Source organism: Nonomuraea rosea, assembly GCF_039539705.1.
In the GTDB taxonomy this organism is placed as follows: Bacteria; Actinomycetota; Actinomycetes; order Streptosporangiales; family Streptosporangiaceae; genus Nonomuraea; species Nonomuraea rosea.
Map to the genome: position 1 here is coordinate 383,298 of NZ_BAABDQ010000005.1, position 26,826 is coordinate 410,123.

At 71.9% G+C, this 26,826-nt stretch carries 22 protein-coding genes and 1 pseudogene; 15 read left to right on the forward strand and 8 right to left on the reverse strand.

The annotated features are described in order from the left end of the window. The first annotated feature begins 2 nt into the window (after nucleotides 1-2). Nucleotides 3-2,009, forward strand: coding sequence for a PQQ-binding-like beta-propeller repeat protein (locus ABEA43_RS15460; protein WP_345562309.1), 2,007 nt, complete (start codon nucleotides 3-5; stop codon nucleotides 2,007-2,009). Here ABEA43_RS15460 and ABEA43_RS15465 read toward each other — a convergent pair. The 5 genes from ABEA43_RS15465 to ABEA43_RS15485 are packed head-to-tail and all read right to left on the reverse strand — an operon-like array spanning nucleotide 2,006 to nucleotide 8,687. Next, nucleotides 2,006-3,967, reverse strand: coding sequence for a ligand-binding sensor domain-containing protein (locus ABEA43_RS15465; RefSeq protein WP_345562311.1), 1,962 nt, complete (start codon nucleotides 3,965-3,967; stop codon nucleotides 2,006-2,008). The genes ABEA43_RS15460 and ABEA43_RS15465 overlap by 4 nt on opposite strands. Nucleotides 3,968-4,019: 52 nt before the next feature. Further along, complete coding sequence (locus tag ABEA43_RS15470; protein WP_345562602.1) at nucleotides 4,020-5,453, reverse strand: mannitol dehydrogenase family protein; 1,434 nt, start codon at nucleotides 5,451-5,453, stop codon at nucleotides 4,020-4,022. Continuing rightward, nucleotides 5,450-6,658 carry a D-mannonate dehydratase ManD gene (gene manD / locus ABEA43_RS15475; protein ID WP_345562313.1) on the reverse strand — a complete coding sequence of 403 codons (1,209 nt, stop codon included), beginning with the start codon at nucleotides 6,656-6,658 and terminating at the stop codon, nucleotides 5,450-5,452. Before manD ends, ABEA43_RS15470 begins: the two co-directional genes overlap by 4 nt. Continuing rightward, on the reverse strand, nucleotides 6,655-7,428 hold the full coding sequence (locus ABEA43_RS15480) for a 6-phosphogluconolactonase (RefSeq protein ID WP_345562315.1): 774 nt from the start codon (nucleotides 7,426-7,428) through the stop codon (nucleotides 6,655-6,657). The genes manD and ABEA43_RS15480 overlap by 4 nt, the downstream gene beginning before the upstream one ends. Further along, a complete protein-coding gene (locus tag ABEA43_RS15485) occupies nucleotides 7,425-8,687 on the reverse strand; it encodes an AGE family epimerase/isomerase (RefSeq protein ID WP_345562317.1) in 1,263 nt (420 codons plus the stop codon). The genes ABEA43_RS15480 and ABEA43_RS15485 overlap by 4 nt, the downstream gene beginning before the upstream one ends. 102 nt (nucleotides 8,688-8,789) lie before the next feature. On the opposite strand from ABEA43_RS15485, the gene ABEA43_RS15490 reads away from it, so the two are divergent. The 7 genes from ABEA43_RS15490 to ABEA43_RS15520 all read left to right on the forward strand — a co-directional run bounded on the left by ABEA43_RS15490 (nucleotide 8,790) and on the right by ABEA43_RS15520 (nucleotide 15,707). Further along, nucleotides 8,790-9,779, forward strand: a complete 990-nt coding sequence (locus ABEA43_RS15490) for a LacI family DNA-binding transcriptional regulator (RefSeq protein WP_345562318.1) — start codon at nucleotides 8,790-8,792, stop codon at nucleotides 9,777-9,779. Between the two features lie 63 nt (nucleotides 9,780-9,842). Then, a complete protein-coding gene (locus ABEA43_RS15495; RefSeq protein ID WP_345562319.1) occupies nucleotides 9,843-10,622 on the forward strand; it encodes a sugar isomerase domain-containing protein in 780 nt (259 codons plus the stop codon). A gap of 68 nt (nucleotides 10,623-10,690) precedes the next feature. Next, nucleotides 10,691-11,989: a neutral/alkaline non-lysosomal ceramidase N-terminal domain-containing protein gene (locus ABEA43_RS15500; protein WP_345562321.1), complete on the forward strand. Its 1,299-nt coding sequence runs from the start codon at nucleotides 10,691-10,693 to the stop codon at nucleotides 11,987-11,989. Continuing rightward, the gene (locus ABEA43_RS15505) at nucleotides 11,986-13,110 is read left to right on the forward strand and encodes an N-acetylglucosamine-6-phosphate deacetylase (protein WP_345562323.1); all 1,125 of its coding nucleotides are present in this window, start codon (nucleotides 11,986-11,988) and stop codon (nucleotides 13,108-13,110) included. The genes ABEA43_RS15500 and ABEA43_RS15505 overlap by 4 nt, the downstream gene beginning before the upstream one ends. 135 nt (nucleotides 13,111-13,245) lie before the next feature. After that, complete coding sequence (locus ABEA43_RS15510; protein WP_345562325.1) at nucleotides 13,246-14,748, forward strand: sodium:solute symporter family protein; 1,503 nt, start codon at nucleotides 13,246-13,248, stop codon at nucleotides 14,746-14,748. Between the two features lie 50 nt (nucleotides 14,749-14,798). Further along, nucleotides 14,799-15,206 (forward strand): ACT domain-containing protein, encoded by a 408-nt coding sequence (locus ABEA43_RS15515; RefSeq protein ID WP_345562327.1) that lies wholly within the window; start codon nucleotides 14,799-14,801, stop codon nucleotides 15,204-15,206. Nucleotides 15,207-15,317: 111 nt separating this feature from the next. After that, nucleotides 15,318-15,707: a DoxX family protein gene (locus ABEA43_RS15520; RefSeq protein WP_345562330.1), complete on the forward strand. Its 390-nt coding sequence runs from the start codon at nucleotides 15,318-15,320 to the stop codon at nucleotides 15,705-15,707. Between the two features lie 13 nt (nucleotides 15,708-15,720). Here ABEA43_RS15520 and ABEA43_RS15525 read toward each other — a convergent pair whose 3' ends face one another. Continuing rightward, nucleotides 15,721-16,269, reverse strand: a complete 549-nt coding sequence (locus tag ABEA43_RS15525) for a YciI family protein (RefSeq protein WP_345562332.1) — start codon at nucleotides 16,267-16,269, stop codon at nucleotides 15,721-15,723. A gap of 38 nt (nucleotides 16,270-16,307) precedes the next feature. On the opposite strand from ABEA43_RS15525, the pseudogene ABEA43_RS68180 reads away from it, so the two are divergent. Next, nucleotides 16,308-16,496: pseudogene (locus tag ABEA43_RS68180) on the forward strand (DUF4142 domain-containing protein); the annotation flags it as partial. Nucleotides 16,497-16,631: 135 nt separating this feature from the next. Here the strand turns inward: ABEA43_RS68180 and ABEA43_RS15530 are convergent. Beyond that, on the reverse strand, nucleotides 16,632-17,132 hold the full coding sequence (locus ABEA43_RS15530) for a MarR family winged helix-turn-helix transcriptional regulator (RefSeq protein ID WP_345562334.1): 501 nt from the start codon (nucleotides 17,130-17,132) through the stop codon (nucleotides 16,632-16,634). 157 nt (nucleotides 17,133-17,289) lie between these two features. Here ABEA43_RS15530 and ABEA43_RS15535 point away from each other — a divergent pair, with 157 nt between their 5' ends. The 6 genes from ABEA43_RS15535 (at nucleotide 17,290) to ABEA43_RS15560 (ending at nucleotide 23,920) form a co-directional block, all read left to right on the forward strand. After that, on the forward strand, nucleotides 17,290-17,673 hold the full coding sequence (locus ABEA43_RS15535; protein WP_345562336.1) for an STAS domain-containing protein: 384 nt from the start codon (nucleotides 17,290-17,292) through the stop codon (nucleotides 17,671-17,673). A gap of 111 nt (nucleotides 17,674-17,784) precedes the next feature. After that, nucleotides 17,785-18,405, forward strand: coding sequence for an RNA polymerase sigma factor (locus ABEA43_RS15540; protein WP_345562338.1), 621 nt, complete (start codon nucleotides 17,785-17,787; stop codon nucleotides 18,403-18,405). Further along, nucleotides 18,402-19,523, forward strand: a complete 1,122-nt coding sequence (locus tag ABEA43_RS15545; protein ID WP_345562340.1) for a CU044_5270 family protein — start codon at nucleotides 18,402-18,404, stop codon at nucleotides 19,521-19,523. Before ABEA43_RS15540 ends, ABEA43_RS15545 begins: the two co-directional genes overlap by 4 nt. 85 nt (nucleotides 19,524-19,608) lie before the next feature. Beyond that, nucleotides 19,609-20,232 (forward strand): TetR/AcrR family transcriptional regulator, encoded by a 624-nt coding sequence (locus ABEA43_RS15550; RefSeq protein WP_345562342.1) that lies wholly within the window; start codon nucleotides 19,609-19,611, stop codon nucleotides 20,230-20,232. Beyond that, complete coding sequence (locus tag ABEA43_RS15555) at nucleotides 20,232-21,968, forward strand: ABC transporter ATP-binding protein (RefSeq protein ID WP_345562344.1); 1,737 nt, start codon at nucleotides 20,232-20,234, stop codon at nucleotides 21,966-21,968. The genes ABEA43_RS15550 and ABEA43_RS15555 overlap by 1 nt, the downstream gene beginning before the upstream one ends. Next, a complete protein-coding gene (locus tag ABEA43_RS15560) occupies nucleotides 21,965-23,920 on the forward strand; it encodes an ABC transporter ATP-binding protein (RefSeq protein WP_345562346.1) in 1,956 nt (651 codons plus the stop codon). Before ABEA43_RS15555 ends, ABEA43_RS15560 begins: the two co-directional genes overlap by 4 nt. Before the next feature lie 56 nt (nucleotides 23,921-23,976). On the opposite strand, the gene ABEA43_RS15565 is transcribed toward ABEA43_RS15560, so the two are convergent. Further along, nucleotides 23,977-26,754 (reverse strand): ATP-binding protein, encoded by a 2,778-nt coding sequence (locus ABEA43_RS15565; protein ID WP_345562349.1) that lies wholly within the window; start codon nucleotides 26,752-26,754, stop codon nucleotides 23,977-23,979. Between the last annotated feature and the right edge of the window lie 72 nt (nucleotides 26,755-26,826).

Genomic DNA, 26,826 nt, shown 5'->3' on the forward strand with positions numbered 1-26,826 from the left:
GCATGACCTTAATAAGACGCCTGTCGGCTGCCGCATTGACGGTGACGACCCTGCTGGCCATGGCCGCGCCCGTGAGCGCGCAGCCCGCCCGCGCACCGGAGGACCTGGGCGTGCCTCTCCAGGACGTCCTGCTGATCGGCGGCACGGTGGCCCCCGGCCCCGGCGGCAGGACCGTCCTGTGGGGCGCCTCCTCCGGCAGCCCCGCCCACCTCAACGCCGTCGATCCCGCCACCGGGGCCGAGGCGGCCAGGTTCGATCTGCCCGGCGCGGACGGCTCGTGGGCGGTCGACGCGACGCCCGACGGCAGCGTCTATACGGGCACGTACGGCCAGGGCCACCTGTTCCGCTGGACGGAGCAGGCCGGCGTGCAGGACCTCGGCAGGCCGATCGCGTCGGAGACCTTCATCTGGTCGCTGGCCGCGGGCGAGGGCGCGACGGTCTACGGCGGCACCTATCCGGGCGGCCGCCTGTTCGCCTACGACCCGGCGACCGGGGCGCGCGACTACGGCAGGCTGTCGCCGGCGCACGCGTACGTCCGCAGCGTCTCGTACGCGAACGGCAAGATCTACGCCGGCACCGAGGCGCCCGCCGCGGTGTTCGAGATCGACGCCGCCACCGGCGTGAGCAAGCAGCTCCCCACCCCGGACGGTCTGGATCCGGCGGGCAAATGGGCATATGACGTGAACGCCGCCGCCGGCCACCTGTACGTCCGCTACGGCGGCGCCTCTCCCGGCCCCCTCCACGTCTGGGACATCGCCGCGGGCCGCTGGATCGACACGATCGACCCCGCACACGGCCTCGACGTCTCCCCACCGGACGAGGAAGGCCGGGTCTACCTGGTCAAGGCCGGCGAGCTGGTCCGCTACGACCCCAGGACCAAGGTCACCACGCCGACCGGCCTGCCGTTCGCCGGCCGCGTCGCCAACACGCGCGGCATCGGCTGGGCCGAGCTCGGCCTGCCCGACTACCCGGGCAGGAGCATCGTCGGCCTGCTCTGGCGCGGCCTGATGTTCCGCTACAACCCCGAGACCGGCGCCAAGTCGTTCGTCCAGACGGGCGTCAGGGGCGAGCCGATCGACGTGACCGCGCTCGCGGAGGGCCCCGACGGCCGCATGTACGCGGGCGGCTTCCTCAACGGCGGCTTCGCCGCGCTGAACGCCCGGACGGGTGAGCGCGAGGAGTTCCACACCTTCTCCCAGAGCGAGGACATGGCCGCGCACGACGGCAAGCTCTACATCGGCGCCTATCCCGAGGCCCGCGTCTACGCCTACGACCCGAAGCTGCCGTGGAACAGCACCGAGTACTCGCCCAGCCCCGAGCCGGGCCCCGCGGCCAACCCGGCGCGGCTGTTCGATCTCGCCGCCGACAAGCAGATCAGGCCCAGGGCCATCGTCTCCGCTGGGCGCTACCTCGCCACCGGGACCATGCCGGACCTCGGCCACCTCGGCGGCGTGCTGGCCCTGTGGGATGCGAAGACGGGCACGCTGAAGCACGCCCAGCGCGACGTGATCAAGGATCAGAGCATCGTCGCGCTCGCCTACCGCGACGGCGTCCTCTACGGCGGCACCTCCATCTACAGCGGGCAGTCGGCCACGCCGCCGACGCAGCCGGAGGCCAAGCTGTTCGCCTGGTCGGTCAAGGAGAACCGGCTGCTGTGGGAGCTCGTCCCCGCGCCGGGCAAGCCCGCCATCCCGGACCTCACGTTCGACGCGCTGGGCAGGCTGTGGGGGATCGCCGGCGGCGAGGTGTTCGCGGTCAGCACCGCCGCCAGGAAGGTGACCAAGCGGATCACCCTCTCCGGCAGCAAGAGCGCCACCGGCCGGCTCGTCTTCAACCGCCGCGACCTCTCGTTGTACGGCGCGCACGCCGGCCAGTACGTCTTCAAGCTGAACCCGCTGACCGGCCGGCACACCGTGCTGAAGGAGGGACCCGTGCACCAGCTCGCGGTGCACGGGTCGGGAGACGTCTACTTCGCGGAGGGGCCGCGCCTGTTCAGGGTGGCGCGCTAGCAGATCCGGTAGGTGGAGAAGCTCTCCATCCGTGACAGGTACAGATGACCGTCGGAGCCCTGGAGGAGGTTCGAGATGGGCCGGGCGATGAGGGTGAAGGACATCGTGGCCGGATCGATCCGGTACACCTTGCCCTGCGTCTTCCCCCACAGGAATCCCCGGTGGAAGACGATGTTCGTGTCCAGCCAGACCTGGGTCGCCGTCGACCAGGGGTAGGTCTGGTGCTTGGCGGTCCTGAGCGTCTGGCCGGTGGCCGGGTCCAGCTCGAACAGCGCGTCCGGGGTCAGGCCCCACAGCCGCCCGGACGCGTCGAACGTGATCGAGCCGAGGGCCAGGTCGCCGGCCACCGGCTCGGTCCGCCACTTCACCGAGTCGGTGGCGATGTCGTAGGCGAAGACGACGGCCGCGTCGCCCTGCGGGGTGCTGATGCCGCCGAAGGCGGAGGTGGCGCCGTAGATCACCCCGTCGCGGTAGGCGAGGCCGATGACGCTGTGGCCGGGGATGAGGTTCCGCCTGATCACCGTGCGGCCGGTGGCCGGGTCGAGCAGGCCGAGCGCGCCGCCGACGGCGCCCGATTTCGGTACGGTGCCGAAGGCGAGCCAGTCGCCGGCCGAGATCATGGCGAAGGGCCGGTCCTGCTCCTGGTCGCCGAGGCTGAGCAGCTGTCTCGGCGCGGCGCCGTCGAACTCGTAGATCCGTGCCCCCGGGTAGACGCCGAGGTAGAGCTTGCCCTTGTGGGTGACGATGCCCTCGCTCTGCCCGACGTTCTGCCAGTACTGGGACTCGCCCGTCGCCGGGTCGTAGGCGGCCAGGCCGCCGGTGAAGAAGCCGCCCGCGTAGACGCGGCCGTCGGGGCCGTTGCCGAGCGAGCGGATGCTGACGGGCTGGCCGGTCAGCGTGGCGTCGAGCAGCCGGCCCTGGCCCGTCTTGCGGTCGTAGTGCCAGATGCGGCCGGTCGAGCTGGTGCCGACGAGCGTGTGGCCGAGCCAGCCGAGCGGGCGGGCCGCGCCCTCGCCGTACTCGGTGAAGCCCAGCTTCTTGATCTTGCCGGTCTTGAGGTCGTATTTCGCGAGCTCGTCGTTCTGGAACAGGTACAGGTCATGGCCGTGCTTGCCGCCGCCGACGGTCAAATTGTCGACGTCGTCGACCACGTCCTTCCACACGCCCCGGCGCAGGTCGTACACGCCCATCGGGTTGGCGCCCGTGAGGGTGACGAAGCGGGCGAACAGGTATCGGCCTGCGACGTCCACGTCGTACGCCCAGCCGCTGCCCTCGATCGGCGGCGCGATCACCTTCTTCTGAACGCCGTCCGGCGTCAGGACGGCGATCTTCATGCTGGCTGCGCCGAGCGCGGCGTAGACGGTGCCGTCGGAGGCGATGGCCAGGTCTCTGACATACTGCTCGCCGGCGACGGGACTGCCCAGGTCCGTGGTCTTGCCGGTGCGCGTGTCGTGGCGGAACAGCTTGCCGCTGGGCGAGGTGCCCCCGTACACGGACGAGCCGTCCGGGCTGGCGGCGACGGTCCAGACGAACGTCTCGGTCGCGAGGGGGATGCCGAGCTCGCTCACCTGGTCGGTGGCGGGCGTGTAGCGGAACAGCCGGCCCATCGCGCCCGCCGTGGCGTTGTAGCTGCCGACGTAGACGGAGTGGTCGGGCGCCACCGTGACGGCCCATGAGCCGAGTGCCAGCGGGAGCGGGCGTTCGGCGATCAGACTGCCGTCGCGGGCGTTCCTGACGCCGAGCACGGCGGGACCGGACGCGCTCGACGTGACGGAGTAGACGCGCGGGCCGCCGGTGTAGGTCGCGTCGAGTGCGGTTCCGGCCGTGGTGGCGCCGGTCAGCGGGAGGGTGCCGAGGGCGGCGAAGCCGCAGCCCGCCGGTGGAGCGGCAGATGTTTCAGCCTGGGCCGGATTCGCCAGGGATAAGGTGACGAGGAGCGCTGCCACGATGATGCGCATGTACCACCTCCGAAGAATTCATTACGGTCCTGACCGTAATTTGCGGAGGCGGCTATGACAAGAGCGCGCGACCGCCGTCGGCGGTGAGCCGTTCCAGGGCGTCCGTGACCAGCCCGGTGAAGACCTCGTTCTCCCGGAGGTCGGCGCCGAAGATCTCCTCGATCGCCAGCAGGCGGTGCACGGTCGCCGCGGCGGAGGCCGTCCCGTCGCCGCGCAGCCGGTCGGCCAGCGGGTCGTGCAGCTCGCGAGCCGTGGTGACGTGCCGCATCCAGCCGGCCACGGCCAGGGCGATCCACCGGGGCTCGTGCCCGCCGGCCAGCCGGTCGCGCGCCGGGTCGAGCAGGCGCTGCGGCAGCTTCTGCGAGCCGTCCACCGCGATCTGCGCGACGCGGTGCCGCAGGCCGGGGTTGGCGAACCTGGCCAGCAGCGACTCCTTGTACCCCGCCAGGTCGAACCCGTCCAGCCCGTCCAGGGTGGGCGAGAGGTCGTCGTCCATCAGCCGCCGCAGGAACCCGGCGAACGCGGGATCGCCCACGGCCTCGGACACGAGCGCCGCCCCCGACAGGTACGCGATGGCCGAATGGCTGCCGTTGAGCAGGCGCAGCTTCATCCGCTCGTACGGCCGGACGTCCTCCACCAGGAGCGCGCCCGCCTCGTCCCAGGCCGGCCGGTCCCCTGCGAAGCGATCCTCGATCACCCACTGCGCGAACGGCTCCGTCACGACCGCCGCCAGGTCGCGCACGCCGAGCCTGGCGGCCATGTCGTCCAGGTCGGCCCGCGTGGTCGCGGGGACGATCCGGTCCACCATCGTGGCCGGGAACGTGACGTTCTCCTCGACCCAGGCGAGCAGCGGCGGCTCGCACAGCTCCGCCACGAGCCGGGCGAGGGTCGCGCCGTTGTCGGGGAGGTTGTCGCAGGAGAGGACGGTGAGCGGGCCCGCGTCCGCGGCGGCACGGGCGCGCAACCCGGCGACGAGCCGCCCGACCGCGCCGGCCGCCGCGCCTGCCGCCGGTCCGGATGCTGCGTCTGACGCCGGGTCTGACGCTGCGCCTGACGCCGGGCCTGACGCTGCCCCTGACGCCGGGCTCGATGCTTGACCGGAGGCCTGGCCGCGGCGGTAGCCCTGCTCCGTGATGGTCAGCGTGACGACGGCGGTCTGCGGCGCGGCCAGCCGCGCGGCGAGGTCGTCACCGGGGACGAGCACCTCGCGCACGGAGCCGACCACGCGGACCTCGTCGCCGGCGCGCACGGCGTACAGGCAGTCCTGGGGGCGCAGCCGCTCGGCCACGTCGGTGCTGCGCTGGCTGACGCCGCAGATGCCCCAGCGGTCGTCGCCCGTCGCCGCCATCGCGCGTTCGGTGTAGACGGCCTGGTGAGCCCGGTGGAAGGCGCCGATGCCCAGGTGCACCACGCCGGTGAGGCGCGGCAGCGCCAGCGGGCGGGCGGCGGGCGCGACCCTGGACAGGGTGGCGCGGCTGAGTCTCACCAACTGTGCATGCTCCCGTCGGTGAGCCGGTTGACCGGCAGGTAGGCCGGTTCGTAGGGGTAGCGGGCGGCGAGCTTCTCGTCGATGTCGACGCCGAGACCGGGCTCCTCGCTCGGATGCAGGTAGCCGTCGGCGAAGCGGTAACCGTGCGGGAACACCTCGTCGGTGGCCTCGGTGTGCCGCATGTACTCCTGGATGCCGAAATTGGGGACGGCGAGGTCCAGGTGGAGCGCGGCCGACATGCAGACGGGCGAGAGGTCGGTGGCGCCGTGCGAGCCGGTGCGCACGTGGTGCAGCGCGGCGAGGTCGAAGATCCGCCGCAGGTGGGTGATGCCGCCCGCGTGGACGACCGTGGCCCGGATGAAGTCGATGAGCTGCTCGCGGATCAACTGCTCACAGTCCCAGATCGAGTTGAACACCTCGCCGACCGCGATCGGCGTCGTGGTGTGCTGCCTGATCAGCCGGAACCCCTCCTGGAGCTCGGCGGGCACCGGATCCTCCAGCCAGAACGGCCGGTACTCCTGCAGCCGGGCGCCGAGCCCGCCGGCCTCGATCGGGGTGAGCCGATGGTGGACGTCGTGCAGGACATGCAGGTCGAAGCCGAAACGGTCGCGGACGGCGGCGAACAACTCGGGCACGACGCGCAGGTAGCGCTCGGTCGACCAGGTGGCCTCGCTCGGCAGCCGCGCATCGGCGGGCTCGTAGAACATCTTGTCCCGGCTGACGCCGTAGGTCGCGTCGAGGCCGGGGACGCCGCACTGCACGCGGACCGCGCGGTAGCCGAGATCGACATATTTCGCGACTTCGTCGAGCACTTCGGGGATCGTCTCGCCGTTGGCGTGGCCGTACACCGTGACGCCGTCGCGCGAGCGCCCGCCGAGCAGCTGGTAGACGGGCAGCCCGGCGACCTTGCCCTTGATGTCCCACAGCGCGGTGTCGACGGCCGCGATCGCGGTCATCGTGACCGGGCCGCGCCGCCAGTACGCGCCGCGGTAGAGGTACTGCCAGGTGTCCTCGATGCGCGCGGGGTCGCGGCCGATGAGCAGCGGGCAGACGTGGTCGCGCAGGTAGGAGGCGACCGCGAGCTCCCTGCCGTTGAGCGTCGCGTCGCCGATGCCCGTGACGCCGTCCGACGTCGTGATCTTCAGGGTGACGAAGTTCCGGCCCGGGCTGGTGACGATCACCTGGGCGTCGGTGATTCTCACTGGTAGGCCTCCAGGTCGGCGAAGAGCGTGCAGTCCGGGTGGGTGCGCAGCACGGAGGCGGGGCAGCTCTCGGAGACCGGCCCGCCGAGCGCGGCGGCGAGCGCGGCCCGCTTGCTCGCGCCGGGCACGGTGGCGACCAGCGTGCGCCCGGCCAGCAGCGCGGGGACGGTCAGCGTGATCGCCCGCGCGGGCACGTCCGCGAGCGTGGCGAAGCACCCGTCGCCGACCTGCTGCCGCCGGCAGGCGTCGTCGAGCTCGACGACCTTGACCGTGAGGGGATCGGCGAAGTCGGCGACCGGGGGATCGTTGAACGCCAGGTGGCCGTTGTCGCCGATGCCCAGGCAGACCAGGTCGATGGGCCCGCCGCCGAGCAGCTCGGCGTAGCGGGCGCTCGCCGCCTCCGGGTCGTCGCCCGGGTCGATCACGTGGACCGCGCCCGGCCGTACGGCGTCCCAGAGCTCGTCGGCGAGGAAGCGGCCGAACCTCTGGGGCGCGCCGGCGGGCAGGCCGATGTACTCGTCCATGTGGAAGACGGCGACCCTGGACCAGTCGATCCCCTCGGCCGCGCGCAGGCCGGCCAGCGTCTCCCGCTGCGAGGGCGCGGCCGCGAAGACCACCCTGGCCTCGCCGCGGGCGGCGAGCGCCGTGCGCAACACGGCCGCCGCCGCGCGTGCCGCGGCGGCACCCGACTGCGCCCTGTCGCTGTATATCCGGACATCGAGGTGCCCGGCTTTCCGCTTGATCACGGGTTCCGTGTTCGTGCCTGTCACGGCTGATCTCCCTGAGCAGCGAGCTCAACGATTTGCATGAGGTTTCTGGCGATGTGGTACGGGTCCTTGACCGGCAGGGCGACGACCTCGTCGAGTGGCGCCCCGGCCCGGTCCCTGATCTGGATCCACTCCTCGCCGTCCGCCCCACCGGGGAACGTCCGGAGCGTGTAGTCCCAGATCCGGCCGAACCAGGCCGCCGCCTTCGGGTCGCCGTAGCGCTCGGCCGCCAGCCGGGTGGTGTAGGCGGCTTCCGTGTGGACCCACCACAGCTTGGTCGACCAGGTCCGCCTGACCAGGTCTTCGTACGGCCCGCCGTACGTCCTGCCGGAGACACCGACGTAGCGGAACAGGCCGCCGTACGCGTCGTCCCATCCGGCTTCGCACAGGGCCGGCACGCTCGCCAGCAGGTCGGCGTCGTCCCCGGTCTCACCCAGCAGCTCGCCCGCCTCCAGCGCCATCCAGATGCCCTCCAGCGCGTGGCCGGGGGTGCGGTGCCTGGCCAGGATCGTGTCCCGTCTGCCGGGATCGGCAACGAACGTCTCGGTGAACAGGCCGCCGTCCTCCCGGTGCGCGAGCATGGCCCGGCGCGCGGCGCGCAGATCGTCCGCGTGGGGGTTCGTCCCGAGGGCGGACGCCGCCTGGTGCGCGCGTGCCTGGTCGAGCCGGGCGTTGAGGACGATCATGCGGGCGCCGAACCCCGAGCAGCCGGGCGGCAGCGGGTACGGCGGGGTCGGCGGATCGCCCGCCGCCACGTCGTCCGCGACCCGCTGGACGATCGCGTCGATCACGGGCAGGAGATCGGGCGCGCCGGTGTGGCGGGTGAGCTCGGCCAGCCCCATGGCGACGAAGGCGTCGGCGAAGACGCTGCGCTCCGCGGGCAGCGGCCGGCCCTCCTCGTCGAGCGCCGTCCCGCCCCGCTCGTCCAGGACGTAGGCGCACCGGCCGTCCGCGTGGACGGCGTGGTCGAGGAGGAAGGCCGCGCCGCGTTCCGCGTGCCGGACGAGCGCGCCCGGGTCGGTGCGCGCGGCGTCCAGCGAGAGCAGGCCACGGTCGGCGAGCCGGGCGGCGCGGGCGAGCAACCAGATGAAACGCCCCTGCGACCAGGTGAACTTGTTCGCCGACAGCCGGTGCCGGCCGCGATTGTCGAAGCAGGTGAAGAACCCGCCGTGCTCGGTGTCGATGCCGTTCTCGAGCCAGAACGGGAGGATGACGTCCTCGAGTTGCCTGCGGGCGATCCGCTCGGGCTGCTCGGAACCCATGCCGTCCTTTCGTAGCCGGACAATGAAAGCGATTGCATGGATTCTGGCTTCGCTAGAGTACTTCGGTCAAGCTGGGTCGGACGAATGCTGAGGAGCCGCGGCGTGAGCAAGCCGACGATCTACTCCATCGCTCAGCGGTGCGGCGTCTCCGCCGCGACCGTCTCGCGCGCCTTCAACCGCCCCGAGCTGGTCAGCCCGCCGGTCAGGGAGCAGATCATGGCCGCCGCCCGCGAGCTGGGCTACCAGCCGAGCTCGGCCGCGCGCGGCCTGGTCACGGGCCGGGCCGAGATGATCGGGCTGATCGTCCCCGACATCACCAACCCGTTCTTCCCGCTGCTCGTACGGGCGATCCAGCGCACGGCGGAGCGGATGGGCAGCTCGGTCATGCTCGTCGACGCGGAGGAGAGCGCGGCGGCGGAGGTGAGACACGTCGCCCAGCTCCGCAGCAGGGTGGACGGGGTGATCGTGGCCTCGCCGCGCTCGTCGTCGGCGGCGCTGCGCGAGGCCGCGAGAGGGCTGCCCTGCGTCCTGCTCAACCGCCCGCTGCGCGACCTGTCCTCGGTGGTCTGCGACAACACCAGCGCGCTCTTCGACGCGGGCGAGCACCTCTACAAGCACGGTCATCGCTCGTTCGCGCTGCTCGCCGGCCCGAGCGCGTCGTGGGCCGCTGCCCGGCGCTCGCAGGCGATCCGCAGGTGGGCGCGGGGCCGCGGGGCCGAGCTGGTGGAGCTGGGGCCGTTCAGGGCGACGTTCAAGGGCGGCAGGCAGGCGGGCGCCGCGCTGCTCGGGACCGACGCCACCGCGGCCTTCGCCTTCGACGACCTCAGCGCGTGCGGCGTGCTCGCCGAGCTGGCCGGTCGCGGCGTCTCCGTACCGGGGGAGCGCAGCGTCGTGGGCTGCGACGACGTGCTTCTCGCCAGGACCGTGACGCCGAGCCTGACCACGATGACCGCGCCGATGGACGACCTCGGCGCCACCGCGGTCCAGGTCCTGACCAGGCAGATCGAGGCGCCGGGCGGCACGCCTGAGCACGTCACGCTGCCGGGCGCCTTCGTGGCGCGAGACTCCACGGGGCCGCGGTCCGGCTCTTGACCGGGATTCGGACATGGTCTTAAATGCCTGCAATCGCTTTCATCGGTCACGAGGAGCCTGCAGGTGCAAAACGGACGGCACACGTCGCTCATGCGAACGTACGCCGAGCAGGTCGCGGGCCTGATCGGCAGGATCGAGGCCGAGGAGGCCGACGCGATCGGGACGGCGGCGACGCTCATCGCCGACCACATCGCCCGGCACGGCGCGGACCGGCTGATCTACGTCTACGGCCCGGGAGGGCACTCGAACCTCGCCGCGCAGGAGGTGTTCTTCCGCGCCGGCGGCCTGGTCAACGTCAGCGCGATCCTCGACGAGGGCACGCTGCTGTCCGGCGGCGCGCTGCGCTCGATGGCCATCGAACGCACCCCCGGCTACGGGCGCATCGTCATCGAGGACAACCGGCTCGGCGCGGGCGACCTGCTCATCCTGGTCAACGCGTACGGCATCAACGCCGCGCTCATCGACGCCGCGCTGACCGCCCGCGAGCGTGGCGTGAGCGTCATCGGCGTCTCCTCCAGGGAGCACGCCGACGGGACCGCGCCCGGACACCCGGCCAGGCACCCCACCAAGCAGAATCTGCACGACCTCGTCGACCTGCACATCGACACGAAGGTGCCGATCGGCGACGCCGTAATAGAGATCGAGGGGGTCCCCGAGCGGGTCGGCGCGATCTCGACGTTCGCCAACGCCTTCACGCTCAACTGCGTGATGGCCGCGGCGATCGCCGAGCTGGCCGGGCGGGGCACCGTTCCGGAGATCTGGCGCAGCGGGAACGCGCCGGGCGGCGACGAGCGCAACGGGCTCTTCCTCGACCGCTTCCGCGGACGGGTCCGATGGCTGTGACCGGGCCCGATTCACCGGCCACGACCAGGGCAGATGCGCTTCCTGTGACCGAACAGGAGCCGCCCGCCGTGGCAAGGGGAGGCACGCTGACCGTGACCCAGGAGGGGTCGCGCGCCGGGGAAGGTGTGCGGTTGTTCGCCGGGGCCGCGGTCGCCGACATCACGCCGCCGGTCGGCGGCTCGCTGGCCGGGTACGCCGCACGGGCCTCCGGGTCCACCGCGGTGCACGACCCCCTCCTGGCCACCGCCGTGGCCGTCTCCGACGGCGTGACCACGTCCATCGTGATCTCCTGCGACCTCATCGCGCTCGACCCGGACACCACCCGCCGGATCGCCGGCGACGTGCAGGAGCGCACCGGGATCCCGGCCGGGCGGGTGGCCGTGGCGGTGACGCACACGCACGCGGGCCCCGCGGTGACCAGGGGCGGCATCGGCGGCGTCGCCGACCCGCGATACGTCGGGGACGCCTGCGCCAGGATCGCCGGCGCCGCCGTCGCGGCGCTCGGCGCACTGGAGCCCGCCGTCCTCCGGCGCGGCTGCGGCACGCTGCACGGCGTCTCTGCCAACCGGCGCGGCGGGACGCTCACCGATCCGGCGGTCCCCGTCGTACGGCTGGAGCGCGAGAACGGCGAGCCCATCGCCACCGTGTTCTCCCACGCCTGTCACCCGGTGACGCTCGGCCCCGACAACCATCGGATCACCGCGGACTGGCCCGGCTACGCGCGACGGCACCTGGAGTCCAGGATCGGTGGCGTGGCCCTGTTCCTGCAGGGCTGCTGCGGCCAGCTCAACACCGGCCACACCGCGCTCGACAGCCTGCGCGCCGCCGAGCCGCAGCCCGGCAGGACCTTCGAGGCCGCCGAGCGGATCGGGGCCCAGGTCGGCGAGGCCGTACTCGCCGCGGGCACCGAACCGGCCGCCGGGCCGGTGTCGGTCGCCGCCACGCGCGTCGAGCTGCCGCTCGGCGACCCGCTCACGCCCGGCGAGCTGCGCGCGCTCGCCGCCGAGCCCGACGGGATCTGGACGGGGTGGGCGCGCGCCCAGCTGGCCGGCACCGGGCCGGCGGCGGTCGAGGTCCAGGTCGCCGTGCACCGCTGGGGCGGCGTGCCGCTGGTCTTCCTGCCCGGCGAGCCCTTCGTCGAGTTCGCCGTGGAGCTGCGCGCCGCGCTCGGCGATCCCGGGCTGCTCGTCGCCGGGTACACGGGCGGGGTGCCCGGCTACCTGCCCTACCCGGAGACGCACTACGCCGCGGGCGGGTACGAGATCTGCGAGGCCCACCGGGCGTACGGGCTGCGTGCCGCGTTCACGCCCGACGCCGGCCGCCAGGTCATGGCCGCCGCGCGGGCACTCGCCGGGGAGACGGCGTGACGATCGACGGGCGGCTCGCGGACGGGCGTCACGTACGCGTCGAGCTGGACGGGCCGCGGATCGCGGCGGTCCGCGAGACCCGTGACGCACCCGACGTGCTCATCCTCCCCGGCCTGGTGGACCTCCAGGTCAACGGGTACGGCGGGTACGACTTCAACGCGGCCGGCCTCTCGACCGGCGACGTGGCCGACCTGGTACGCGAGCTGCGGCGGCGCGGCACCACGACGCTGTGCCCCACGATCATCACGGCGCCTGAAGACAAGATCACCAGAAATCTGGCCGTGATCGCGGCGGCACGCGCGGCCGACCCGCTGGTCGCGCACGCCATCCCCGCCCTGCACGTCGAAGGGCCCTACCTTGCGCCCGAGGACGGGCCGCGCGGCGCGCACGACGCCGGGCACCTGCGCGATCCCGACCTCGCCGAGTTCGGGCGCTGGCAGGAGGCGAGCGGCGGGCTGGTGAAGATCGTCACCCTGGCCCCGGAACGGGCCGGGGCCGCCGGCTACATCGCCGAGCTCGCCCGGCAGGGCGTGATCGTGTCCATCGGGCACACCGCGGCGGAGCCCGCCGCCATCGAGGCGGCCGTACGGGCGGGGGCGCGGCTCTCCACCCACCTGGGCAACGGCGCGCACGCGATGATCCGCAGGCACCCCAACTACATCTGGGCGCAGCTCGCCGAGGACAGGCTCACCGCGTCGTTCATCGCGGACGGTCACCACCTGCCCGCCGACACGTTCACCGCGATGCTCCGCGCCAAGGGGATCGGCCGGGCGGTGCTGGTCAGCGACTCGGTCGCGCTGGCGGGCTGTGCTCCGGGCGACTACACGACGCCGGTCGGCGGCCGGATCACGGTGGGGGAGGACGGCCGGGTGACGCTGCCCGGCGGTGAGCTGCTCGCCGGGTCAGGCAGCTCGCTGATCGAGTGCGTCGGCTGGGCGGTCACGCGTACCGAGGTCGATCTCGGCACCGCGGTGACCCTGGCCGCGGCGAACCCGGCCCGGCTGCTCGGGACCGGCCGCGGCCGCATCGAGCCCGGCGCGCCCGCCGACCTGATCGTCACCACTCCCGGCCTGTCCGTCCTGCACACCTACGTGAACGGCGTCCACGTCCACACCACCTGACGCGCCCTCAGCCACCCTTCACCCACCACCCACCACCCACCACCACGTGACCTGCCGACCTCGGCCCCGACCGCCATCCGACCTCCTACCACCACCTGATCAGCACGGCTCCCCACCCCCGACCTGGGAGATCTCATGGGTTTTCTCGACTGGCTAGTGATCTGCGGCTACTTCGTCGTGATGATCGCGATCGGCGTCTGGGCGAAGTCCCGCATCCACGACGCCAAGGACTTCTTCACCGCCGGAGGCAGGATGCCCTGGTGGCTGTCCGGTATCTCGCACCACATGTCGGGCTACAGCTCAGCGGTCTTCGTCGGTTACGCGGCCATCGCCTACACCGCCGGTTTCACCCTGTACGTCTGGTGGGCGATCGGGATCACGTTCGCGATGGTGGTCGGGTCGTTCCTGTTCGCACCGCGCTGGCCACGGCTGCGGCAGCGGCTCGGGATCATCTCGCCGCTGGAGTACCTCGCGACCCGCTACAACGTGCCGGCGCAGCAGGTGCTCGCGTGGAGCGGCACCGCGCTCAAGGTCTTCGACGTCGGCGCGAAGTGGGCGGCGACCGCGCTGCTGCTCCAGGTGTTCGCGGGCGTGCCGATCGCCTGGGGCGTGCTGCTCACCGGCGGGGTCACGCTGATCTACTCGACGATCGGCGGTTTGTGGGCCGACGCGCTCACCGACCTCGGCCAGTTCGTCATCCAGCTCGTCGCGGGGATCACGATGTTCGTCGCCGTGCTCGCCCAGCTCGGCGGCGTCTCCGCGATCTGGACGCTGTGGGACCGCCTGCCGGAGGGCCACGGCCAGCCGTTCAACGACAAGTACACCGTGGGCTTCGTCCTGGTCTACCTGCTGATCAACACGCTCTCCTACAACGGCGGGACCTGGAACCTCGCCCAGCGGTTCATCGCGGCGCCGACCGGGGACTCGGCCAGGCGCGCCGCGCTGTTCTCCGCCGGCCTCTACCTGTTCTGGCCGCTCGTGCTGTTCTTCCCGATGTGGGCCGCGCCGATCCTGCTGCCCAACCTGGCCGAGCCCGACCAGTCGTACGCGCTGCTGACCCAGCAGCTGCTGCCCGGCGGGCTGATCGGCCTGGTGCTGGCAGGCATGTTCGCGCACACGATGGCGATGACGTCCTCCGACGCCAACGCGATCTCCTCGGTGGTGATCAGGGACATCATCCCCGCGGTCTGGAAGCGGGCGAACCAGCTGTCCTCCAAGTCCGAGCTGCTGGCCGGCCGGGTCTCCACGTTCCTGTTCATCGCGCTGTCGATGGGCATCGCGCTCAGCGTGGACAGCTTCGGCGGCGTGCTGGGCCTGCTGATCCTCTGGTTCGGCGCGCTGGTCGGCCCGATCGCCATCCCCATGCTGCTCGGCATGCTGCCGATGTTCCGCCGCTGCGGTCCCGCGGCCGCGATCGGCTCCTGGGCGACCGGGCTCGTGGTCTTCGCGCTGCTGAAGTACGTCTTCCCCGGTCAGAGCCAGACCGAGGAGGTGGCCACGCCGGTCCTGTCCGCGCTGGTGGTGTTCGTGCTCGTCGGCCTCATCGCCCCGGTACGCAACGACGAGGCCGACGAGCTGATCGACTCGCTGAACGTCGAGCAGCCGGCCGGCCTTTCGCACCCCGGCGGCCGGGACTAGCGCTGGGGCCGGACGAGTGGGGCCGCCGGATCTCTGGTAGACACGCGTCCATGACCTCGTCCAAGGCTCAGCACCTGCGCATCGTTTCCCCGGTATTCGCCGTTGAGCAGCTGCCGCATACGGCGTCACCCGGGGACGACTGGGTCGTGCTGGTCCGCGGGCCCGAAGGGCTGACCGTGGTCCGTGCGGCCCCGCCTCTGGACCCCGGAGAAGGGTGGATCGGTTTCTACGGTGGCGCCACCGCCCATGACCTGGACGTCCCCGGAATGCTGGCCGCGATCGTCACGCCGCTGGCAGAGGCGGCCATACCGGTGTTCGTCGCCTCCACCTTCCACGCCGACCTCGTTCTGATTCCCCAGCAGAGAAAGCAGCAGGCCGTCATCGCCCTGAAGGAGGCGGGACACCACGTGGAAAACGGGGACGGCGAGGCCGGCGAACCTTTCTGGCCACAGCCGTAGCGCCAGGGCAGCTCTTGCCCTGGTAGGCGTACCGGAGGTTGTACAGCCTGACGGTCAGCGCGATCTGTCATGGAGGAGTGTCACGTTCGGGGCGGCTGTCCCGTCCGTGACATGAAGAACCAGTCGTGCATCCTCACGGACAAGGAGAGCGTCGTGTTCACCGCCTATGTCGTGGTCACCCTCCTCGCGTCGGCCGTCAACGGCGTGGCCGCCGTCGCCAACCTCATCGGCCACGACTACCCGAAGAAGCAAGCGGACAAGATGCGCGTGCCGCGGTCTTGGACGCTGCCGCTGGGCACGCTGCTGGCGGCGGGCTCACTGGGCCTGCTGGCCGGCTTCGCCGTGCCGGTGCTGGGCATCCTCGCCGCCGCCGGCCTCGTGCTGTACTTCCTCGGCGCGTTCGCCGCCCACCTGCGCGCCCGTAACCACCACCTCGGCGTCTGGGCCGTGTTCTTCTCCCTGGCGGTGGCCGCCCTGGTCGTGAACCTGGCCTACCACTGACCACCGGGGCGCGTCATCGGCGCCCGCCGAACTCCCAGTCGTGCACCTCGACGTCGGCGTACCGGTCCGGGGACAGGACCGCGCGGGCCGTCTCCGGGTCGGGCGCCCGGACCAGCGCCGCTGTGCCCAGCCAGGTGGCGCCGTCGTCGGACAGCAGCGGCCCGTACGCGATCAGCTCGTCCCGTTCGGCCGGCACGGCGGGCTCGGCGCCCTGTTCAGGGCCGAGCCCGAGCACCAGGTAGCGGTTGCCACCGGTCCGGCCGCCGGGGAAATCCCACATCGTCCGCCCCAGCCTGTTGCTCCACCGGCGCAGCAGCACGTCACGGTAGGCCCCGGCCTGATAGTTGGGCTCGTCGAAGGCGAACGCGCGGGCCGCGGCGGGGTCCGGCAGATCGACGATGTGCACGCTGCCGGTGGGCATCTCATCATCGGCGGTGAAGGTCGGGCCGCGGGCGATCAGCTCCTTCGCGTACCGGTCCATGTAGGACCAGTGCTCCTCCACCAGCTTCTCGCGCAGCGGCAAGGAACCGGGCCGGTCACGGTGAAAACAGAAGAACTCCATGCGCCCAGTCTTCACCCCTGCGCCGGTGCCGTCGGGCGATGCAACGCGCCGGCTCCACCCGTGTGCGCCAGATCAGCAAGGAGATCGCGGCCCAGCACCACACGCTCGACGAGCAGGTCCGGGAGCCGGCCACCAAGCTGAAGGTCAAGCTGCCGGTGAGGCCCACCACGGTCCAGCAGGCCTGGATGAGCGACATCTCCAGCGAATCCGGCTCCTCCTACGACACCACCTACGTCAAACCACCAGCGGCTCCTGGAGAGCACCGGCCTGACCACCGCGGAAAGCTTTCCCACGCCGTCGGCCTGACCCGGCGCTGGGCCTCCAGCGCGTCTTCACGTCTGCGAAGAGCGCGGGCCGGGGATTCAGACGTCGGGCCAGCCCAGGGGGTGCGGCCCGGTGACCGGGGGCTCGCCGCCCGCGTCGTTGAAGGCGTTCATCGCCGAGATCAGCGCGCGGCGTTGCGCGGCGGACATCCGCGCCACGATCGCGCCGATCTCCTTACGGCGGCGCTCCATCACCTCGTCCACGATGCGCCGCCCCTCATCCGTCAGCCGCATCAGGCTCTCGCGCCGGTTGTGCGGATTGACCTCCCGCACGATCAAGCCGGCGGACGCGAGGCGATCGGCCATCCGCATGGCCGTGGAGGAGTTGACGTCCAGGAGCTCGGCCATCGTGACCAGCTTGGTCTCCCCGTGCCCGGACAGCACCACCAACATCCGGAACTGCGGCAGCGTGACTCCGTCCTCGACCGCCCCCAGCGAGCGCGCGGTCACGGCGACCAGCAGCCGCGAGCCCGTCAAGACCGCCGAGATGACGGCAGAAAGATCCTCTCCTTGCACCCGGCCCGCATCGCCTTCCGCCATACGCACTGTTGTACCGGCATACCTGGACTCAGGTCTGCGAGGCCGTCCACACGGCCGGAATCAGCTTCCCGGCTCCATTGCATTGTGCAAAGATAAAGTACGCGGCCACTTACGCCCGGCTGCGTGAGATCCCGGCGGCGGAGGGCGGCGGAGTGTCATGGGAAACGTAGGCCAGGCCGGCTTCACCGTGCTCGCCGAAGACCGGGACGGCGTCGCCGTGCTGAGCCCGATCGGCGACCTGGACCTCGCCTCGGCGGCCGAGTTCCGCCGTAGTCTGGCCCACGCGATGTCGCGCCTCGATCCACCGCTCATCGTCGCCGACCTCCAGGCGGTCGATTTCTGCGATTCGTCGGGGCTGAACGCGCTGATCTGGACCGCGAACACCGTGGAGGCCGCAGGGGGCCGGCTCGCGCTCAGCGGGATAACGCCCCGGGTGGCCCGGCTCCTGCAGATCACCGGGCTCGGCAAGCGCTTCAGGGCAGGCGACGAGGTGAAGGACGCCGCGGCGCTGCTGCCAGGACCCGGCGGCGTGCGCGACTAGGGGTACGACCCGCCGGTGCCCTCGGACGGGCACCGGGAATTCAGGGGAAGGCGACGGCGGCCTGCGGGCAACAGCAGGTGACCGATGTCCCGCCGACCCCAAGGCCTTTGAATGAATGAGCCACACCTGGCCGATCCGCCGGGCGTCGCCCCACCGCCGCAGGACGACGCCGCGGTGATCGAGCGGTCCTGGGACGAACCCGAGCGATTCGGCGCCGTCTTCGACGCGCATTACGCGGAGATCCACCGCTACGTCGCCCGCCGCCTCGGCCCGCACGCCGCCGACGATGTCTCCGCTGAGACGTTCGCCCTCGCCTTCCGCCGGCGCCGCCGCTACGACACGAGCCGCGGCAGCGCCCGTCCCTGGCTCTACGGCATCGCGACCAACCTCATCAGCCGGTACCGCCGCGATGAGGTGCGCCTCCTCCGAGCGGTGGGCCGGCTGCATCCGGAGGCGGAGCCGGCCCGGGGCCACGAGGACGAGGTGACGGCGAAGGTGAGCGCGCAAGGCGTCAAACGCGCGCTGGCCGAGGCCATCGCCACCCTGCCCGCGGACCAGCGTGACGTGCTGCTGCTGGTGGCGCTCCCGGGGCTGAGCTACGACGAGGTGGCACAGGCTCTGGACGTGCCCTTCGGCACGGTGTCCTCGCGGCTCAACCGGGCCCGCAAGAAGCTGCGCAAGGCGCTGGGCGGGACGAATCCGCTCCTGGACGAGGAAGAGACACGCCGATGAACGAACTGGATCTCGTACGCGGGGTGTACGACGACCCGCCCCCGCCCTCCCAGGAGGTCGCGGCGTCCGCCCGTGGCCGGATGCTGAGCCAGGACGACACCGCACGGCCGCGTACCCGCCGCGCGTGGCGCATGCCCATCGGCCTGGTGGCCGCCGCTACGGTCGTCGCCGCGGTGGCGGGCCTGACGCTCGTCACCGACGACGCCGCCCGTCCGCGACCAGGCGTGGAGGTCACCCCTCGTCCCCTGTCGCCGCGCGGCCTGATGCTGGCCGCCGCCTCCCAGGCGGAGCGGCAACAGCAGGGCCGCTACTGGTACACCCGCCAGCGCACCGCCTTCGCGGCGCTCGCGCTCGGCAAGACCGGCGGGTACGTCGTGGAAGAGCGCAGCGAGTTCTTCAAGTGGACGGGACGTGCCCGCGGCGACGGCGAGTCCTTCTATGGCCGAGACTTCGCGGGCAGGCCTCAGACCCGGGCCGACGCGGACGCCTGGCGTGCGGCGGGCTCCCCGTCGAGCTGGACCATTCGCTCGTCGGGAGTGAGCAGGACCGTCAGGACGAAGTCGGCTGCCTGGGAGGTGGACGATCCGGACGACCAGGGCGGCGGCACCTTCCACATCCCCGGCATGGGCCAGTTCAGCTATCAGGAGCTCCAGGAGTTCCCCACCGAGCCAGGAGAGCTGCGCGAGATCCTGTGCGAGGGCTCGGTCAAGCTCGCGGCAGGCCGGTCGGGACGGCCCAAGCACTGCGACGGCCCCAAAAACGTGCTTGACGGGGTCTTCGACGTCCTCGCGAACACGCCCGTGCCGCCCAAGGTGCGAGCCGGTCTCATGCGCCTGATCACCGACTATCCCGGCATGCAGCAGCTGGGCACCGTCACCGATCCACTCGGCCGCGCCGCGGTCGGCCTCGCGGCCCCGTTCGAGAGCGCCGACGGACGCGGGAGCATCCGGCGGGAGGTGCTGTTCGACCAGCGGACCGGCATGGTCCTGGGCAGCCGGGACATCCAGCTCGAACCGGGCCCCGAAAGCCAGAAGTGGCAGGTTCCCGGCAGGATGCTCGGCTCCTGGCTGGTCGTGGACGCGGGCTGGAACGACACCGAGCCCACCCTCCCGGACTAGCGCGATCTTCTCCATCGGGGTGATGGACGGACGTACGGCGTAAAACCATTTGAACGAGTGAGTACTCGCTCATTAGGATCGCCGCATGGCAAGACGACAACGAGTGCCGGCCATGGCGCCAGAAGAGCGCCGTGCCGCGCTCATCGCCGCGACGCTCCCGCTGCTGCGCGCGTACGGCACCGCGGTGAGCACCCGGCAGATCGCCGAGGCCGCGGGAGTGGCCGAGGGCACGATCTTCGGGGTGTTCCCCGACAAGGCCTCGCTGCTGCGGGCGGCGCTGATGAGCGCGTTCGACCCGCAGCCGGCGGTGGACGCGCTGGCGGCCATCGGCACCCGGGCCGAGCTGCGCGCGCGGCTGTCTCAGGCCGTCGCGCTGCTGCGGGCCGGCATGAGCGCCAACGCCAACCTCATGGCCGCGCCCAGAGAGCTGATGGCCGACGACGCCGAGTTCCACGAGCGGATGATGAGCTCGAGGCATCGGATAGCGGCCGGCCTGGCCGCCCTCGTCGAGCCCGACCGCGACCGGCTGCGCCGCTCGCCCGAGGCCGCGGCGCATCTGCTGCTCATGCTGATCGCGGTGAGTGTGCACCGCGGCTTCGGCCATGGCGGCGAGTTCGGCGACATGGACGACGAAGAGATCGTCTCCGTCCTGCTCGACGGGCTGCTCATGAGCCCGTCCCCCACCCCTTCGACAGAAAGCGCATCTTGATGCTGCTGCGTCTTCTGCGGGGCCAGCTCAGGCCGTACGGGAAAGAGATCACGCTCGTCGTCCTCTTCCAGTTCGTGCAGACGCTGGCCACGCTCTATCTCCCCACGCTCAACGCCGACATCATCGACGACGGGGTCGTCAAGGGCGACACCGGTTACATCATGCGCGTCGGCCTGGTGATGCTCGTCGTGACGCTCGTGCAGATCGTCTGCTCGGTCGTGGCCGTCTACTACGGCGCCAAGACCTCGATGGCGCTGGGCAAGGACCTGCGGGCCGCGATCTTCCACCGGGTGCAGGACTTCTCCGCCCAGGAGGTCAGCAGGTTCGGGGCGCCGTCCCTGATCACCCGGACCACCAACGACGTGCAGCAGGTCCAGCTGCTCGTGCTGATGACGTTCACGATGATGGTGGCCGCACCGATCATGTGCGTCGGCGGCATCGTCCTGGCGCTGCGCCAGGACCCCACCCTGTCGTCGCTGCTGCTCGTCGTGCTGCCCGTGATGATCATCATCGTGGGCGTGATCGTGGTGCTGATGCGCCCGCTCTTCCGCACGATGCAGGAGCGCATCGACCGGATCAACCAGGTGCTGCGCGAGCAGATCACCGGCATCCGGGTCATCAGGGCGTTCGTCCGCGACCGGCACGAGCGCGAGCGCTTCGGCGTGGCCAACGACCAGCTGACCGACGTGTCGCTGCGGGTCGGGCGGCTGATGGCGCTGATGTTCCCCTCGGTCATGCTGGTGGTGAACGTCTCCAGCGTCGCCGTGGTGTGGTTCGGCGGCCACCGCATCGCCGAGGGCGCCATGGAGGTGGGCGCGCTGACCGCGGTCATCTCCTATCTGATGCAGATCCTCATGTCGGTGATGATGGCGATGTTCATGTTCATGATGATCCCGCGGGCCGAGGTCTGCGCGGAACGCATCGAGGAGGTCCTCGGCAGCAAGCCGACCGTCCACCCGCCGGCCGACCCCGTCACCCCGGAGCGGCGCATCGGCGAGCTGGAGCTGCGCTCGGTGGACTTCCGCTACCCGGGCGCCGAGGAGCCGGTGCTGTGCGAGGTCAGCTTCGCGGCGCGGCCAGGGCGTACCACCGCGATCATCGGCAGCACGGGCAGCGGTAAGACGACGCTGCTCAACCTCATCCCGCGGCTGTTCGACGCGACCGCCGGCGACGTGCTGGTCGACGGCGTCAACGTCCGCGACCTCGACCCCGTCGTGCTCGCCAGGACGGTCGGCCTGGTCCCGCAGTCGCCCTACCTGTTCTCCGGCACCATCGCCTCCAACCTGAGGTACGGCAGGCCCGACGCGACCGACGAGGAGCTGTGGCAGGCCCTGGAGGTGGCCCAGGCGCGCGAGTTCGTCCAGGAGATGCCCGGCGGCCTCGACGAGCCGATCTCCCAGGGCGGCACGAACGTCTCCGGCGGCCAGCGCCAGCGCCTGGCCATCGCCAGGACACTGGTGCACCGGCCCGAGATCTACCTGTTCGACGACTCCTTCTCCGCCCTCGACTACGCCACCGACGCCCGGCTGCGGGCCGCGCTGTCCGACCAGATCGCCGACGCCACCATCGTCATCGTGGCCCAGCGCGTCAACACGATCCGCGACGCCGACCGCATCCTCGTCCTCGACGAGGGCCGCGTGGTCGGCAGCGGCGACCACACCGAGCTGATGGACAGCTGCCCGACGTACCGCGAGATCGTGCTGTCCCAGCTCACCGAACAGGAGGCCGCGGCATGAGCACCGCCGACGCACCCCCGCGTCGTCCCCAGCCCGGGTTCGGCCCGGCCAGGATGATGTCCGGGCCCGCCGAGAAGGCCCTCAACTTCGGCGGTACGTTCCACAGCCTGCTGCGGCTGCTGCGGCCCGAGCGCGCGCTGCTGATCGTCGTCCTGGCCCTCGGCACGGCCAGCGTCGCGCTGACCGTGACCGGACCCAAGATCCTCGGCCACGCCACGGACCTGATCTTCTCCGGCATCATCGGGGCCCGGCTGCCCGCGGACGCCACAAAGGAGCAGGCCGTGGCCGGGCTGCGTGCCCAGGGCCAGGGCACGTTCGCCGACATGGTGTCGTCGATGAGCGTGGTGCCCGGCCAGGGCATCGACTTCACCGCGCTGGCCCAGGTGCTGGCCTGGGTGCTGGCGATCTACCTGGTGGCCGCGCTGCTCGGGATCGTGCAGTTCCGGCTGACCACGACCGTCGTGCAGCGGGCGGCGTCCCGGCTGCGCGGGCAGATCGAGGCCAAGCTGGCGCGGCTGCCGCTGAGCTACTTCGACGGCCAGCCGCGCGGAGAGATCCTCAGCCGGGCCACCAACGACACCGACAACATCGCGCAGACGCTGCAGCAGACGATGAGCCAGCTCATCTCGTCCGTGCTGACGGTCGTGGGCGTGCTGGTGATGATGTTCTGGATCTCGCCGATCCTGGCGCTCATCGCGCTGGTCACGGTGCCCGTGTCGGTCTACGTCACCACGGTCATCGGCAAGCGGTCGCAGCCCCAGTTCATCAAGCAGTGGTCGTCGACGGGCAAGCTCAACGGCCACATCGAGGAGATGTACGGCGGGCACACGCTGGTCAAGGTCTTCGGCAGGCAGCAGGAGGCCGCCGAGACCTTCACCGAGCACAACCAGGCCCTGTACGCCTCCAGTTTCCGCGCCCAGTTCATCTCCGGGCTCATCCAGCCGGCGATGATGTTCATCGGCAACCTCAACTACGTGCTGGTCGCCGTGGTGGGCGGGTTCAAGGTGGCCTCGGGCTCGATCTCGCTGGGCGACGTACAGGCCTTCATCCAGTACTCACGGCAGTTCAGCCAGCCGCTGACCCAGGTGGCCGGCATGGCGAACCTGGTGCAGTCCGGCGTCGCCTCGGCCGAGCGGGTCTTCGAGCTGCTGGAGACCCCCGAGCAGTCCGGGGACCCCGCGAAGCCCGCGCGGCCGGCGCAGGTCAGGGGCAGGGTGGCGTTCGAGAACGTGTCCTTCCGCTACGCCGAGGACCGGCCGCTGATCGAGGACCTGTCGCTGACCGTGGAGCCCGGCCAGACCGTGGCCATCGTCGGCCCCACCGGAGCCGGCAAGACGACGCTGGTCAACCTCATCATGCGCTTCTACGAGGTGACCGGAGGCCGCATCACGCTCGACGGCGTCGACGTCGCCGAGATGTCCAGGGAGGAGCTGCGCGCCAACATCGGCATGGTGCTGCAGGACACCTGGCTGTTCGGCGGCACGATCGCCGAGAACATCGGCTACGGGGCCGAAGGCGCCACGCGCGCCCAGATCGAGGCCGCCGCGGAGGCCGCCCACGTCGACCGCATCGCGCACACGCTGCCCGACGGCTACGACACGGTGATCGACGAGGAGGGCGCGACGGTCAGCGCGGGGGAGAAGCAGCTGATCACGATCGCCAGGGCGTTCCTGTCCGAGCCGGCGATCCTGATCCTGGACGAGGCGACCAGCTCGGTCGACACCCGGACCGAGGTGCTCATCCAGCGGGCGATGAGCTCGCTGCGCGAGGGGCGTACCAGCTTCGTGATCGCGCACCGGCTGTCCACGATCCGCGACGCCAGCCTGATCCTGGTCATGGAGAACGGGCGGATCGTCGAGCAGGGCACGCACGAGTCGCTGCTGGCGGCGGAGGGCGCCTACGCCCGGCTGTACTCGGCCCAGTTCACCCAGGCCGTCGTGGAGGTGGACTGAAGCCCTCGCCACGCCTGGACCATGGTCCTCACGAGGGCCATGGTCCTCGCCTGGGCTTAGAGCCCGAGCTGCGTCTGCAACGTTCGCGTGCAGTCCCGCTCGGCCTGCGCGTCGATGCGTTCCCACGCGTCGATCGCGCGAGTGAGCTCGTCGCGGTCGCCGTGCAGGCGCCCGCGGGCACGAGCGAGGCAGGCCGCCGCCCACCCGTTCTCCTCGGCGAACGGGGCGGCGGCCGCCACCAGCTCCGCCGCGCCGGGCAGCCGCGCCGCCACGGCCAGCTCCGCGCCCGCCGCCCGCGCGTACGCCAGGTACGGATCCAGCGGCGTCCCGACGCTGAAGGCCCTGCGCACGAAGGGCTCGGCGGTGTCGAACCGCCCGCTGTGCACGGCGAGACGGACATCCGCGAACGCCGCGACCGCCGCCGTGCCGAGCGTGCCGTCGGCCACCTCCGCGGCCCGGGACCGCCACAGCGCCATGGACCCCGGCTCCCCGAGCATCCCGCACGCCAGCAGCGTCGTGCACACCGACGGCAGCATCCAGCGCGGCGCCGGCCGCCCGGCCAGCTCCCACTGGTCCCACATCCGCTCGGCGTACCCGATGGCGTCGCGGAAGCGTCCGGTCAGCGCGAGCGGCTGGACCAGGCGGCTGGCGGTGATGTGCGTGTTGCTCAGCAGGTCGTCGTCCATGCCCATGCGCGCCGCGGCCATCCCGCCGCGCAGATCGCCGGCCATGATCGCGTACACGCAGGCCCGGCCGTAGGCGTTGCAGATCTCCGGCGCGCAGTACGGGTCGTCGCGATCCATGGACGGCAGCAGCCGCAGGCGTTCCCCGGTGATCCGGTTGGCCTCCCGCAGCCGCCCGGCATGCAGCGCAGCGGTCCCCGCCGCGCACAGCCCGGAGCTGATCAGCACCGGATCCGCGCTCGCGCGGGCGGCTGCGAGCGCGTCCGGCGCGAGCCCGAGATCTGGTACGCCCTCCTCCGGACCGCTCAGCCAGGCCCGCGCCACGGCCAAACACGCCACCACCTCCGGATCAGCCCCGGCCCCGGCCCCGGCTCCGGCTCCGGCTCCAGCCCCAGCCCCAGCCCCGGCTCCGGCTCCGGCCCCAGCTCCGGCTTGCGTTGCGTCGTCGAAGAGGGCGAGGAGCCGCTCGCGCGGAACGCCGGTCTCGAACGCCTCCGGGAACCGGCACGCCGTCTCCACCGCCCGCGCCAGATCGATCGCCCGCCCGCGGCCGTCCCCGGCCCGCCGCGCCTGCTCGGCCGCCTCCAGCAGCAGCTCGAACACATGCTGGTTGGACGTGGTGCTCACATGCGCGCACCCGGCCCCCGCCCGCAGATCCCGCGCCGCCGAGGCAGCGCTCGTGGCCAGCGCGGCGGCGGTACGGTAGTGCGCGAAGGACTCCAGCAGGTGCCGCCGGGCGAAGGCCAGGTGGGCCAGCGCGCTCGCCAGCCGATGCGTCACCTCGTCAGGCCCGCCCGCGGCGGCCAGCGCCGCCCGGAGATCCGCCGCCGTGGCGTCGAAGTCCTCCCGCCACGCGGGATCGCCGAGCCGGCCTTCGAGGGCGGACGCCGTGGCCGCCGCCCAGTGCAGGTGAGCCGCCCGGATCTTGTCCTCCTCCCCGGCGGCGGACAGCTCGGCCAGCGAGAACGCCCGTACCGTCTCCAGCAGCCGCCACCGGCTGACCCGCCCGCGCAGGTGGACCACGAGGCTTTTGTCCACCAACCGGCCGAGCAGGTCCGCGACGCCCGCCCGGTCCCCGCCGACCGCGGCCGCCGCGGCCATGTCGAACGCCCCGACGAACACCCCGAGCCGCCGGAACAGCGCCTGTTCCTCCTCGTCCAGCAGGTCGTAGCTCCAGGACAGCACCGCGCGCAGGGACCGGTGCCGCTCCTCGCCGCCCCGCCCGCCGGACAGCAGCCGCAGCGCGTCGTCGATCGCGGCGAGCAGCCCCGTGGCGCCCAGCGACGCGCCCCGGGCCGCGGCCAGCTCGATCGCCAGGGGCATGCCGTCCAGCCGCGCGCACAGCTCCGCGATCATCCCGGGCTCAGCCACGAACGCCGGATCCGCCGCCCGCGCCCGGTCGTGGAAGAGCCGCTCGGCGTCCGAGCCCAGCGGCAGCGGGGAGATCGGCACACTGCGTTCGCCGGGGAGGCCCAGCCGCTCCCGGCTGGTCACCAGCACGCGGGTGCCGGGGCAGTCGGCCAGGATCCGTTCGGCGAACGCGGCCACCTCGTCGATCACGTGCTCACAGTTGTCCAGGATGAGCAGCGACCGCCCGGTGCCCAGCCGCGTCGCGACCGCCTCCGCCAGCGACTGGTGCGAGCCCTCGGTCACCCCGAGCACGGTCGCGACCGCCCTGGCCACGAACCCGTCGCGTACCGGCACCAGATCCACGAACGCCCCGCCGGACGGGAACAGCGCGCCGGCCTCCCCGGCCACCGCTGGGGCCACCGCTGGGGCCACCGCTGGAGCCACCGCTGAGGCCACCACTGTGGCCAGCCGGGTCTTGCCCACGCCGCCAGGACCCAGCAGCGTCACCAGCCGGGCCTCCTCGATCGCGGCCAGCACGGCGGCCCGCTCGGCGGCGCGGCCGACGAACGTGGTGCCGTCCGCCGGCAGGCCGGCGATCCGGCCGGGCTCCCGAACCCCGGCCCTGGCCAGCTCCGCCAGCGCCCATCGGTCGGGCATGCCGTACTTGCGCAGCAACGACGACACGTGACTCTCCACCGTGCGTACAGAGATGTGCAGCCGGCTCGCGATCTGCGCGTTGGACAGCCGCGCGCCGAGCGCCGTGAGCACCTCGGCTTCCCGCTCAGAGATCTGTTCCGCCACCGTGGCCCCTTTCCGTGGCGGCATCCGTGGTGCTCTGCGGGTGGCACGGATGACCGCGGGACCCCTCGGGCC